Source organism: Hymenobacter rubidus, from assembly GCF_016734815.1.
Lineage (GTDB): Bacteria > Bacteroidota > Bacteroidia > Cytophagales > Hymenobacteraceae > Hymenobacter > Hymenobacter rubidus.
Map to the genome: position 1 here is coordinate 1 of NZ_JAERQF010000042.1, position 12335 is coordinate 12335.

A 12335-nucleotide genomic window follows, 5' to 3' on the forward strand; every position below is an offset into this window, starting at 1 on the left:
AGCGGCACCACCAACCCCAGCGTGGTGCTGGGCGCGGGGGCTTCGGCCGGCACGTTTAGCTCGACCACGGGCCTGACGCTGAACGCCACGACGGGCGCCATTACGCTGGCTTCGTCCACGCCCGGCACCTACACCGTGACCAACACGGTGACGGGCGCGTGCGGCAGTTCGGCCACCACCACGGTGACCATCACAGCGGCGCCGGTAGCCAGCTTCAGCTACGGCACTGCTGCTACTTACTGCGTGAGCGGCACCACCAACCCCAGCGTGGTGCTGGGCGCGGGGGCTTCGGCCGGCACGTTTAGCTCGACCACGGGCCTGACCATTAACGCCACGACCGGCGCCATTACGCTGGCTTCGTCCACGCCCGGCACCTACACCGTGACCAACACGGTGGCAGCCGCCAACGGCTGCGCCGCCGTCACGGCCACTTCGACCGTGACCATCACGGCAGCGCCGGTGGCCGCCTTCACCTACCCGGCCACGACCATCTGCGCCGGGCAAACCGCCACGGTGACGCCCACGCTCGGCGCGGGCGCCACGGCCGGCACGTTTACTTCCACCACGGGCCTGACCATTAACGCCACGACCGGCGTTATCTCGCCCTCGACCTCCACGGCCGGCACCTACACCGTGACCAACACCATCGCGGCCGCCAACGGCTGCGCTGCGGTCACGGCCACGGCCACGGTCACCATCAACGCCCTGCCCGCCACCCCGACCGTCACCGTGAGCTACCCCGCCCCCGGCACGGCCCTGCTCACCAGCAGCGTGGCTCCGGCCGGCACCACCTACCAGTGGTACCTGGGCGGCACCACGCCCATTCCTGGCGCGACTGGCCAGACCTACACGGCCAACGGCGCCACAGCTCCGGGGTCCTACACCGTGCGCTTTACCAACACGGCTACCGGTTGTCAGTCGGCGGCTTCTGCCCCTGCAACGGTAACGGCCTCGGCTAAGCCGCTGGCCGGCGCGTCGTTGCGCCTGTTCCCCAACCCGACCACAGACGGCAAGCTCACGCTCCAGCTCAGCGGCTACACCAACGCCGTGCAGCTGACCGTGTTCGACGCCCTGGGCCGGGTTGTGCTCACCAAACAGGTGGCCGCCGGGCAGACCGAAACCCAGCTCGACCTCTCGGGCCAGGCGACCGGCGTCTACCTCATGCGCGCCACCTCCAACGGCGGAACGGATATCCGCCGCATCGTGCGCGAGTAGCGCTTGCCCACTAAAAAGCCCCGCTGGCGATGCCAGCGGGGCTTTTTGTTTTTAGGATAGTTTAGACTTCCGTGTCGGGCAAAATATTCACGTCCTGCACCAGCACCAGGTTCTCGATTTCCTTGCCGCGCTTGGTGGCGGCCAGGCCGCCGAGGGCCGTTTCCTTGTAGCGGGTTTCCATGGACTGGCCCACTTCGCCGAGGGCGGCCACGCACTGGTCAACGGGAATCACCGGGTCGATGCCCGCAATGGCAATCTGGGCCGAGCTGAAGGCGATGGCGGCGGCTGAGGCGTTGCGCACCACGCAGGGTACCTCCACCAGCCCGGCCACGGGGTCGCATATCAGCCCCAGCATGCACTGAATGGTGACGGCCACGGCGGCAAACACCTGCTCCACGGGCCCGCCCAGGCAGTACACAATGGCGCCGCTGCCCATGGCCGCCGCCGAGCCGGTTTCGGCCTGGCAGCCGCCCACGGCGCCGGCCAGGGAAGCATTCTGCTCGATGATGAGGGCGATGCCGGCCGCCACGAGCAGGCCTTCCAGAACCTGGCGGTCGGTTAACTTGTGCAAGTCCTGAAGCGTGACCAGCACGCCGGGCAGGATGCCGGAGGCGCCGGCCGTGGGCGCGGCCACCACGCGGCCCATGCAGGAGTTCACCTCCTTGGCCCCCAGGGCGCGGGTGATGAGTTGCTTGAACTCGGGCGAGAGGACGGTGACGGGGGAGGCGGCAATTTTCTTGGCCCCGTTGTTTATCATGCCCGAGCGCGAGGTCATGTCGCCGGTCAGGCCTTCCTTCACGGCGTCGCGCATCACGTCGTAGGCCCGTTGCAGGCCGGCCCAGATTTCGTCCTCGGTACGGCCCTTCTGCTCAATTTCGTAGTCGAGCACGGGTTGGTGAAGCGGCTGGCCGGTGCTGGCGCAGTGCGCTTGCCAGGAGGCAAAATCGGTGAAGAGGAGCGACATGGTGGGTGGGAAGGAGACGACGGGGAAGAGTAAACGTAAAGCCCCGGCCAAAGGTGTCTTTGACCAGGGCTTAAAGCTACGGGATTGCAGAACGAGTACCCCGAATTTCCAATTCGGCCCGTGCAGCTTAGAGCGGTTTCGGGGTCGCTATATAGTAGCGCGAACTTTGTAGTTCGCGTACCCCGCGCCGTCCGGGTGTCGTTCGGGTACGCGAACTACAAAGTTCGCGCTACTGCTGTTGCTCCGGACTATACACTGATGCAGAAACCGCTCTAGACCGGCGCGCTTTCCGTCACCAGCTTGATGCTGGCCGAATTGATGCACAGACGCAGGCCACTGGGCGCCGGGCCATCGGGGAACACATGGCCCTGGTGGGCGTCGCACACGTTGCAGAGCACCTCCACGCGCACCATGCCGTAGCTGGTGTCCTTCTTGTAGCGAATGGCGCTTTCATCGACGGGCTGCGTGAACGAGGGCCAGCCGGTGCCCGACTCGAACTTGGTGCGCGAGTCGTAGAGCGGGGTGCCGCAGCACACGCAGGCGTAGAGGCCGGCCTCGTGGGCTTCGCAATACTCGCCGGTGAAAGCGCGCTCGGTGCCGTGCTCGCGGGTGACGTGGTACTGCTCGGGCGTGAGCTGGGCCCGCCACTCAGCGGGCGTTTTCTCCACGCGGTGGGGCGCGGGAGTGGGGTGGTTGGCGAGGCGGATGACGTCGTTCCAGGTTTGCATATCGGAAAGGTAAATGGAAGAAACTAGCGAGGAATAAGCTAAACGCGACCGGAGCCGGGAGGTTTAACCGTTGGCGAAGGATAGACGCCGCCCCGCGGCCGTCCTTACAGCAGCCCCTGCAGCAACGCCAGCCCGGCCGGCCACTCGCCGTAGCCGCTGTAGGTGTTGATGTGGCCGGCCTCGCCGATGTCAACCAGCTCGCTGCCCCAGGCGGCGGCAATCTGCTGGTAGCGGGCGGAGGTTGTCCAGTCGTCTTTCTGGCTCGCTACCACGATGCTGGGGAAGGGCAGCCGCTTCATGGGCATGGGCCCAAACCCCTCGATGCCATACGCTGCAAAACGGGGCGTATCGGCGTCGGGCGGCGCCACCAGCAGGGCCCCTTTGATGCGGCGGCCGTACTGCTCAACCCAGTGCGCAATGGTGACGCACCCCAGGCTGTGGGCTACCAGCACCACCCGGTTCAGGTCTTCGCCGGTCAGGGCCTGCTCCAGGGTGTCGACCCATTCCTGCCGGTCGGGCCGTTGCCACTCGCGCTGCTCGATGCGCGTAAAATCAGGATTCAAGCGTTCGAAATAGGTTTGCCAATGGCCGGGGCCGGAGTTGCCCATGCCGGGCACGATGAAGACGCGGGTTGTTTCTTGCATACTCAAAAGTAGCTTTCCCGCCCTTTCCATCCGCTATGAAAATCTTGTCCGCCGCCCAGACCCGCCAGCTCGACCAAGCCACCATCGCCGAGCAACACCTCCTTTCGGTGGAGCTGATGGAGCGCGCCGCCCAAGCGTTTGCCCGGTGGTTCTCTAGTCGCTTCAGCACTGCGGAAGCTGGCGAAATCATGGTATTATGCGGCCCCGGCAACAACGGCGGCGACGGCCTGGCCATTGCCCGGCTGCTGCTGCAAGCCGGCTACGCGGTGTGCGTGGCCCTGCTGCCGGCCGCGCAACACTCGCCCGACTGGACCTACAACCGCCAGCGGCTCCCCAAAGCCGTGCCTGTTGCCGACCTGGCCCCCACCACGCTGCCGGACCTAGCCGCCGGCAGCGTGGTCATCGACGCGCTGTTTGGTACCGGGCTGAGCCAGCCGCTGGCGGGGGTGGCGGCCGCCGTGGTGCAGCACCTGAACGAAGCCAATGCCCGCGTTATTGCCGTGGACCTGCCCAGCGGCCTGTTTGCCGATGCTCCTCAGCCGGCCGATAGCCCGGTGGTGCACGCCCGGCACACCGTCAGCTTCGGGCTGCCCAAGCTGGCTTTTCTGCTGCCGCAAAACGCCGAATTCGTGGGCGAATGGCAGGTGGAAGACGTCGGCCTGAGTGCCCAATTCATTGCCGACGCTCCTACTTCGTGGCACTACACCGACGCCGCCACGGTGGCCGGGACCCTGCCGGCCCGCCCCAAGTTCAGCCACAAGGGCACGTTTGGGCACGCGCTGCTGCTGGCCGGCAGCCGGGGCAAGATGGGCGCGGCCGTGCTTTCGGCGGGGGCCTGCCTGCGCAGCGGCGTGGGCCTGCTCACGGCCCACATTCCGGGCTGCGGCTACGACATCTTCCAAACCAGCCAGCCCGAAGCCATGTGCCTGACTGATAAGGAAGCCGATTTTATCAGCGAATTGCCGGCTTTGACACCGTACCAGGCCGTGGGCATCGGACCGGGGCTGGGGCAGCATGCGGCTAGCCTGTCGGTGCTGCGCAAGCTGCTAAAAGCCGCAACCGAGCCCATTGCAAAGCGCCCGCACCCCCTGCCGCTGGTCGTCGATGCCGACGCGCTGAACCTGCTGGGCCAGCACCGCGAGCTCCTGAAGCTGCTGCCCGAAAACACGGTGCTCACGCCCCACCCCAAAGAATTTGAGCGCCTCACCGAGCCGGCCCGCGACGACTACCACCGCCTGGACCTGCTGCGCGACTTCGCCCGCCAATACCGCTGCCTGGTGGTGCTCAAAGGAGCCTATACCTGCTTGGCCACCCCCACCGGCGACCTGCACTTCAACAGCACCGGCAACGCCGGCATGGCCACCGGCGGCAGCGGCGACGTGCTCACCGGTGTGCTGCTGGCCCTGCGCGCCCACGCCCAGCTCCCCGCCTTCGAAGCCGTGCGGCTGGGCGTGTATGCCCACGGCCACGCCGGCGACCTGGCTGCCGCGCAAACCGGGCAGGCCGGGCTGGTGGCGGGGGATATTGTGCGGCACATCGGGCCAGCTTTGGCTGAATTGTAGGGACGGGGCAGGCACCGCCCCTACAGAAAATACAGCGCGGCTGGCACCAGCAGCACCCCATCGGCCAACAGGGCAAAAAAGTAGTCGCTCCGGTATTCTTGGGCCAGCAGGATGACCGAGGCTGCCGATAGCCCGGTGAGCGCCAGCCCCACATGCGGCACGCCGCGCTCCAGGCCCAGCAGCATGGCCCCGGCCAGAAACGCCAGCGCCACCGCCTTGGCCCCGGCCGCCCCCAGCACCACCGGGAAAGTGCGGGTGCCCGCCGCCCGGTCGCGGCTCAGGTCGCGGACATCAAACACAATGGCCAAGGACAGCACCAGGCAAAACCGCTGGGCCAGCAGGGCGGTGGCTTCGGCCAGGGGGCGGTGCCGGGCCAGCGTGGGCAGCCCCACCGTGATGGCCGACCACACGCCCGCAATCAGAAATATCTTGAGCAAGGGCACTTCCCGCAAGGCGCGGCGCTGCCCGCGCCAGCGGCCCAGCGGCCAGGAGTAGAGCAGCGCCAGCGCCGCCAGTGGCAGCAGGGCGGGCAGGTAGCGCCACCAGCCATCGGCCAGAAACAGCACCCCGGCCACCGCCGCCGAGCCCGCCGCCAGCCCCGCCAGCCCCCGCCGGTGCCGCTGCTGCCAGGCCTTGCGCCCCGAAGTGCCGGCCGGCTGCCGGTGCTTGAAAGGCAGCACCGCGTCGAGGTTGTAGACGAGCAAAGTGGCGGCAAACACCAGCGCCACCACCCGATAGCCCACCGCGCCGGCCGCCGGGCCCTGCCGGAAGGTGGCCGCCGTTTGGGCGGCGGCGGCCCCGGCCAGCCACCCGCTGCTGTAAAGCAGAGCATCGAGCCCGCGCCTCAACAGGGACGGACGGGGCGCTGCGGACAAGGTTTCGGGGCGGCCGGGCATTGGGCGAAAGTAGCGCCAGCGGCGGGAATGTGGGCCACGCTATTTGCCGGTTTCGGCGTGGGAGGCATCCACGGGCTTGCTTTCGGGCGAGCCGTGCTGGCGCAGGAAAATGCTGAGCCCCACAATGCTCAGGATGCTGAGAAACTCGCTTTGCCAGTTCTGCAACGACTCAAACCAGAACCGCGACGTGCCCATGTACTCCAACGTACTGCTGGGGGCCTTGCCGTCGTGCACCTGCTCAATGCTGAACACCTCGGCCCCACCCTTGGCGTGCAGCCAAACCGAGGCCAGAAACAGCACGAAAAAGGCAATGCTGAGGGAGTTTCTATACAAGACCAGCACCCAGCCACCTTGCCGAACAGGCCAGGGCGCGTCCTTTTTGGACGTGTCAGGCTCGGCATCTACTTCCTCTTCTTCGTACAGCTTTTTCGACTCGGAGGAACCGCGCTGCCGCAGCCACACCGTGAGCAGCACGTACAGCGCCATTTGCAGGAACTCGCTTTCCCAGTTCTCGAACGTGGCTTCCAGGAAGTGGCCGGAGCGGAAGTACTGCGTGGCCGTAAGCGCGGCCAGGCCCATTTCCTTCAGGTCGTCGTTGTATTCGTGCCAGCCGGTCACGAACTGCCCGGCCAGCGAGAGCAGCACCAGCCCGGCAATGACGAGCAGCAAGCTGTTTTCGTATAAAAAACGCCAAAAAGGCGAAGCAGGACGCTGAATGGTCATGCTTCGCCTTTACGGAAATGACGGGCGAATGAGCCGCTTCGGCCGGCCCTACTGTCCGGCACGGCCTCATCGCCAAACGACTATTTTAGCACGGCTTCCTTGCCGAAGGTCTTTTCGTACAGCGTCACGCTGTCGTTGATGATGCGGTAGGCGTCTTCGCGGCCCATGAAGCGCTCCACCACCACGTGCTTGTTGTGCTCCAGAGCCTTGTAGTCTTCAAAGAAGCGGCGCATTTCGAGCAGCGTGTGCGGGGGCAGGTCGGAGATGTCGTTGTAGTGGTTCACGGAGATGTCGTGGGCAGCCACGGCAATGATTTTATCGTCCTCCTCGTCCTGGTCCACCATCTGCATCACGCCGATAACCTTGGCCTCTACTAGGCACATGGGCACGATGTCGACCGAGCAGAGCACCAGAATATCCAGCGGGTCCTTGTCGTCGCAATAGGTTTGGGGGATAAAGCCGTAGGCGGCGGGGTAGTGCACGGCCGAGAACAGCACGCGGTCGAGCTTCAGCAGGCCGCTGTCTTTGTCGAGCTCGTACTTGCCCTTGCTGCCTTTGGGGATTTCGATGATGGATTGCACGATGGTGGGCGTTTCGTCGCCGCGCGATACATCGTGCCAGGGGTTAAAATGGGTCATATAAAAAATAAAACAAGTGCCTATCTGGCAGTTGGGGGTCAAAAATACAAGGCAGTTGGGGAGTTTGGTACTAAAAGCCGGGCGATAGTTAGTAGCGCGAACTTTGTAGTTCGCGTACCATAACGGCACCCGGACGGCGCAGAGACGGCGCAGAGACGGCGCAGGAACGCGAACTACAAAGTTCGCGCTACTAGCTACCGGCCCAGCACCTCGCGCAGCGGCACCCCCGAGCAGCCGCTGGGCTCCTGAATGTGCAGAAACTGCGCAAGGGTGGGCGCAATGTCCACGATGCGCACGGCGGCCGACGACTGCCCGCGCTTTACGCCCCAGCCCCAGAACAGCAGCGGCACGTGCGTATCGTAGGCCCCGCTGGAGCCGTGGGTGGTGCCCTTCACCACGGGAAAGGCGTAGGCCTCGAGCCAGCCGGGGGCCAGCACGGTGAGCACGTCGCCGGAGCGCGGGGCGTAGAAACCGTTTTCCTGGTACATGCCCAGGCCCTCGCTCCAGTGGGCGCGCTGCAAATCGAGGGCGGTGAGGGCCTGCGTCACGCCGGGCAGCGTGAGCAGGGCGGCGGCCACATCCTGCTGCGCTTTGCCGAGGTCGATGTTTTTCTTTTTGAGCAGCGGGCGGTTGAGGTACACCTGCTGGTTTTCGTAGCTGAGCACCCACTGGCCGGCCCCGTACTGCCGCACCAGGGCGTGCTGCACCGAGTCGCGGATGACGGACGGGCCCACGCCGCCGCTGGGCAGGCGGTGGGCCTGGGCAAAACCCACGGCGTGGGCGGCGGCGTGGTCGGCGGTGAGAAACACGAGGGCCTGGCCCTTGCCCACTTGCTTATCCAGCGCGTCGAACAGGCGGGCCAGCTCGCGGTCGAGGCGCAGGTAGGTATCTTCGGCTTCGATGGAATTGGGGCCGAACTGGTGGCCCACGTAGTCGGTGCAGCTGTAGCTCAGGGCCAGGAAATCGGTGATGCCGCGCTGGCCCATTTGCTCCTGGCGCAGGGTTTCGAGGGCGAAATCGGTGGTGAGGCTGTTGCCGAAGGGCGTGCTGCGGATGAGGTCGAGGTTTTGGGTGGGCGCGGGCACGGCCTTGGTTTCGCCGGAGTTTTTCAGCGCCGGCGTTACCGCGGCAGGAGCCCCGGCCGAAAGCGTGGGCAGGTCGTGCGGAAACACGGGGTTGGTTTCGCCCTTGAACGCGGCTTCCCAGGGCACGTCATCGGCCGAGCTTTCGGTGTACTCGCCAATGGGCAGCAGCGTGTTCCAGGGCTGGGCCAGGTAAGCGGCGGCGTGGCCGGCGGCGTTGAACCGGGCCACCCACTCGGGCAGGGCGGCTTGGTAAAACGTGCTGCTCACAAAGGCGCCGTTGGTGCCGTCGTACCAGTAGGCGGCATTCGCCGCGTGGCCGGCCGGCAGGATGCTGCCCCGGTCCTTCATGCTCACGCCAATGGTTTTGGCCTGGAAGTTCGTGGCCAGCCGCAGCTCGTCGGTGATGGTGGTGCTGAGCAGGTGGCGCGGCGACATCTGGCCCGCCGCCAGGGCGCCGCCCACGGGCTGCACGGTTTTGTCCTCGGTCACGTAGGTTTCGCGGCCTTCCTCGCGCACCCACCAGTTGTTGCCGATGATGCCGTGCACGGCCGGCGTGGTGCCGGTGTAGACGCTGGCGTGGCCGGGGCCGGTGTAGGTGGGCACGTAGTTGTAGTGGCAGCTTTCGTAGCTAAAGCCCTCGCCCAGCAGGCGCCGGAAGCCACCGGCCGGGTACTTGCTCCAGTAGCGGTAGAGGTAGTCGTAGCGCATCTGGTCCACCACAATGCCCACCACCAGCCTGGGACGCAGCAGGGGCTTACCGGACTTCTGAGCAAGGGTAGGCATGGCGAGCAGGGCCACCATGGTGAAGGGCAATATCTTTTTCAAGCAAAAACAGGTAAGGCTACACAAGGCGCAAAGATACCCCGGTGGCGGGGTCATACAGAGCGGAGCGAAGCAACTCGCTTGTGATAATAACCCAATCACCATCCGAAGGAAATATTGCAGCACGCGAGATGCTTCGCTCCGCGCTGCATGACCTTCTACCCATCCCCCCATTGAAACCAGCCCTCATCTTCGATATGGACGGCGTGCTTGTCGACAACACGCCCGTGCAGGCCCGCGCCTTCCAGCTGCTGTTCCGCGACCTCGGCCTGACCACCAACGCCCGCCAGCTCCTCAGGCGCCTCAACGGCATGCCGGCCGGCGAGATTATTCAAGGCGTTTTTCGCCATCCCATCCCCCAGAAGCAACTTGAAATTTACGCCGAGCAGCGCGAGTTCCTCTACCGCACGCTGTACTGGAGCAAGCGGCGGGAGCTGCCGGGCCTCACCGCGTTTCTGAAAGCCGCCCGCGCCGAGGGCTTTAAAATCGGGCTGGGCACCGGCTCGGGCGGCTCCACCCTCAGCTACATCCTCGACCACCTCGACCTGCGCCGCTATTTCGATGCCATCATCGGCAAAGACGACGTGCCCAAAGGCAAGCCCAGCCCCGACACCTACACCCTCACGGCCGCCAAGCTGGGTGTGCAGCCCGAGCGCTGCATCGTGTTCGAAGATGCCTTGCTGGGCGAGCAGGCCGCCTATCGCGCCGGAATGCGCTGTGTGGCCGTGGCCACCACCCTCAAAGCGAAAGACTTTCAGGCCCCGCTCACCGTCATCAAGGACTTCACCGAAATCAGCCCCGCTCATCTGCTGGCGCTGCTGGCCACCCAGCCCGAAACACCCCAGCCGCAAAAAAGGCCCGGTTGAAGTCCCCTCCCGGCGCGGCCCGCAACACAGCAGGCTCTGACGTTGAAGTTGAACGACTGGCCTGCGGCTTGTCGGGCTGAGAGCCCAGTGCGTCGAGCAGTTCGGCGCTCGTGGCAGCGAGCGGCGCGATGAGCTGCACTCAGCCGGTGGCGGGGTTGGGGCAGCGGGCCCGTGCCGCCGTTGAAGCGCACACTCACCGAATTGCCCAGGCCCTTGCTGGTCAGCAGGTCAAGGTCACCCTCGGCAGCCATACTGCCCAGCACCAGGCCAGGGGGTTGGGCCCGGTATTCACCAGTTGGCTGGCGCCCAAAGCCCCCAGGCAATTGTTGAGCCCCCCTCATCGTACTGGCCACGCCGTTGTTGGAGTTGGCCGCTAGCAGGTCGAGGTCGCCGTCGGCATCTACACCGGCCACGGCCAGGCTACTGATGATGCCTATGCTCACCTGCTGCCCAGCCCCGAAGGCACCCCGACCAATTCTTTTTTTAGCCCGGCGAATTGCTCAACAGCTTCATGATATTTCGTTGCTGGCTTCCACTTCTCCCAGCATAACCCGGCAGAAAATTCATCATCCACTGCCTGATTCCCATCCCCAAAGTGCCTGTGGGCGCGGCAGATGCGGACAGAAAAATTAAAAACATTGCAAAAAAGCTTCATTTCCGCTTCATGCCGGTGGGGGCAGATTTGTACTGTCAACCCCCGACGCAAGCCGCGCAGCATCGCCCCTCCCACCCTCGATGTTGCCTCTCCCGGCTTGGATTGGCACCGGCATTGCCGCCGGTAACCAATGGCTTTCTGCTGCATGAGCGAAGCCCCTGCAAAATATGTATCGCCCCGTCAGGCACTCCCGGCCAATAGATGGATTTCGTGGCCTGGCCACGGTTTCAGCCGTTTTGCCAACTACACCTAACCGCAGAAATCCCGCCTGATTCACCGTTTCCCTCTTCTATTGCGGGTTAGGCCAGCCACTCAGCGCATTTCCCTGAACTACAATTTCTATGCAATCCCCCCCGCTTGTCACGTTACCCCAGGTTCTTATGAAAAGAGTATTCATGCTGCTGAGCTGCGGCGTTTTGTGCTACACCACCGGCTGCAAGGAAGAGAAAAAACAAGTCGAAGAGCAGATTAGACTGGTGGCCACCAGCCCCTTGCAGAGGGACACCACCATCACGAAGGAGTACGTGGCCCAGATTCACTCCTACCAGCGCATCGAGCTGCGGGCGCTGGAGAAGGGCTACCTGGAGAAGATTTTTGTGGACGAAGGCCAGAAGGTAGCGCAGGGCCAGACCATGTTCCAGATTAAGCCCACCGTGTACCAGGCCGAGCTGAACAAGTCGAAGGCCGAGGCGCACTACGTGCAGATGGAATACCAGAACACCAAGAACCTGGCCGACAAGAACATCGTGTCGAAGAGCGAGCTGGCGCTGGCGCAGGCCAAGTACGACAAGGCCAACGCCGACGTATCGATGGCCCAGGCCCACCTGCAATTCACCACGGTGAAGGCCCCGTTCAGCGGCATCATGGACCACTTCCAGGCCCGGTTGGGCAGCCTTGTAGATGAAGGTGATTTGCTGACCACGCTTTCGGACAACAGCAAAATGTGGGTGTACTATAATGTGCCCGAAGCCGAGTACCTCTCTTATAAGGAGCACGCTAAGTCGAACGACAAGGCCGCGCACGTGAAGCTGCGCATGGCCAACAACGAGGTGTTCGACCAGACCGGCATCGTGCAAACCATTGAGGCTGACTTCAATAACGAAACCGGTAATATCGCCTTCCGCGCCACCTTCCCCAACCCCGACGGGCTGCTGCGCAACGGCGAAACCGGCAGCGTGCTCATGACCGTGCCGCTGAAACACGCCCTCATCATCCCGCAGAAAGCCACCTTCGAAATCCTCGAAAAGAAGTACGTTTTCGTGGTCGACAAAAATAACGTGGTGCACCAGCGCGAAGTCAGCATCGCCTCCGAAATGCCTGACCTCTACATCATTGGCTCCGGCATCACGCCCAACGACCGCATCCTGCTGGAAGGCCTGCGCAAAGTGAAAGACGGCGACAAGGTGACCTACGACTACAAGGCGCCGCAGGGGGTTCTCTCGAATTTGAAGGTGACGGCCGAGTAAGCGTCAGGGCGCGAAACCTCACCCCCGGCCCCTCTCCAAAAGAGAGGGGAGCCTGACGCCGGCGCATAACC

Annotated in this window: 13 protein-coding genes; 4 read left to right on the forward strand and 9 right to left on the reverse strand. The window is 64.4% G+C overall.

Features of this window, described 5'->3' with window-relative positions; all coding sequences use genetic code 11:
- The coding region (locus JKL48_RS20240; RefSeq protein ID WP_201986737.1) for a T9SS type A sorting domain-containing protein at positions 1-1215 on the forward strand (1215 nt) is incomplete at its 5' end.
- A gap of 61 nt (positions 1216-1276) precedes the next feature.
- On the opposite strand, the gene sdaAA is transcribed toward JKL48_RS20240, so the two are convergent.
- From sdaAA to JKL48_RS20255, 3 genes are all read right to left on the reverse strand, one after another.
- Entirely contained in the window at positions 1277-2179 is a 903-nt protein-coding gene (gene sdaAA, locus JKL48_RS20245) for an L-serine ammonia-lyase, iron-sulfur-dependent, subunit alpha (protein WP_201986739.1), read from the reverse strand.
- Between the two features lie 272 nt (positions 2180-2451).
- Positions 2452-2907, reverse strand: a complete 456-nt coding sequence (gene msrB, locus JKL48_RS20250) for a peptide-methionine (R)-S-oxide reductase MsrB (protein WP_201986741.1) — start codon at positions 2905-2907, stop codon at positions 2452-2454.
- A 104-nt stretch (positions 2908-3011) separates the two neighbouring features.
- Positions 3012-3551, reverse strand: coding sequence for an RBBP9/YdeN family alpha/beta hydrolase (locus JKL48_RS20255; protein ID WP_201986744.1), 540 nt, complete (start codon positions 3549-3551; stop codon positions 3012-3014).
- Between the two features lie 35 nt (positions 3552-3586).
- Here JKL48_RS20255 and JKL48_RS20260 point away from each other — a divergent pair, with 35 nt between their 5' ends.
- Entirely contained in the window at positions 3587-5113 is a 1527-nt protein-coding gene (locus JKL48_RS20260) for an NAD(P)H-hydrate dehydratase (protein ID WP_201986746.1), read from the forward strand.
- A gap of 20 nt (positions 5114-5133) precedes the next feature.
- Here the strand turns inward: JKL48_RS20260 and JKL48_RS20265 are convergent, their stop codons facing one another.
- The 4 genes from JKL48_RS20265 to pafA all read right to left on the reverse strand — a co-directional run bounded on the left by JKL48_RS20265 (position 5134) and on the right by pafA (position 9280).
- On the reverse strand, positions 5134-6009 hold the full coding sequence (locus JKL48_RS20265) for a UbiA prenyltransferase family protein (RefSeq protein WP_201986748.1): 876 nt from the start codon (positions 6007-6009) through the stop codon (positions 5134-5136).
- A 39-nt stretch (positions 6010-6048) separates the two neighbouring features.
- A complete protein-coding gene (locus tag JKL48_RS20270) occupies positions 6049-6732 on the reverse strand; it encodes a DUF6766 family protein (RefSeq protein ID WP_201986750.1) in 684 nt (227 codons plus the stop codon).
- Positions 6733-6812: 80 nt separating this feature from the next.
- The gene (locus tag JKL48_RS20275; protein ID WP_201986752.1) at positions 6813-7370 is read right to left on the reverse strand and encodes an inorganic diphosphatase; all 558 of its coding nucleotides are present in this window, start codon (positions 7368-7370) and stop codon (positions 6813-6815) included.
- Positions 7371-7564: 194 nt separating this feature from the next.
- Complete coding sequence (gene pafA / locus JKL48_RS20280; RefSeq protein ID WP_236668946.1) at positions 7565-9280, reverse strand: alkaline phosphatase PafA; 1716 nt, start codon at positions 9278-9280, stop codon at positions 7565-7567.
- 170 nt (positions 9281-9450) lie between these two features.
- Between pafA and JKL48_RS20285 the strand changes: the two genes are divergently transcribed.
- Positions 9451-10143 (forward strand): HAD family hydrolase, encoded by a 693-nt coding sequence (locus tag JKL48_RS20285; protein ID WP_201986754.1) that lies wholly within the window; start codon positions 9451-9453, stop codon positions 10141-10143.
- Here JKL48_RS20285 and JKL48_RS20290 read toward each other — a convergent pair.
- Together JKL48_RS20290 and JKL48_RS20295 are read right to left on the reverse strand one after the other, a co-directional pair.
- On the reverse strand, positions 10080-10586 hold the full coding sequence (locus tag JKL48_RS20290; RefSeq protein WP_201986756.1) for a hypothetical protein: 507 nt from the start codon (positions 10584-10586) through the stop codon (positions 10080-10082). The genes JKL48_RS20285 and JKL48_RS20290 overlap by 64 nt on opposite strands.
- The gene (locus JKL48_RS20295) at positions 10583-10945 is read right to left on the reverse strand and encodes a hypothetical protein (RefSeq protein WP_201986759.1); all 363 of its coding nucleotides are present in this window, start codon (positions 10943-10945) and stop codon (positions 10583-10585) included. The genes JKL48_RS20290 and JKL48_RS20295 overlap by 4 nt, the downstream gene beginning before the upstream one ends.
- A gap of 233 nt (positions 10946-11178) precedes the next feature.
- Between JKL48_RS20295 and JKL48_RS20300 the strand changes: the two genes are divergently transcribed.
- The gene (locus tag JKL48_RS20300; RefSeq protein ID WP_201986761.1) at positions 11179-12264 is read left to right on the forward strand and encodes an efflux RND transporter periplasmic adaptor subunit; all 1086 of its coding nucleotides are present in this window, start codon (positions 11179-11181) and stop codon (positions 12262-12264) included.
- Positions 12265-12335: the final 71 nt, after the last annotated feature.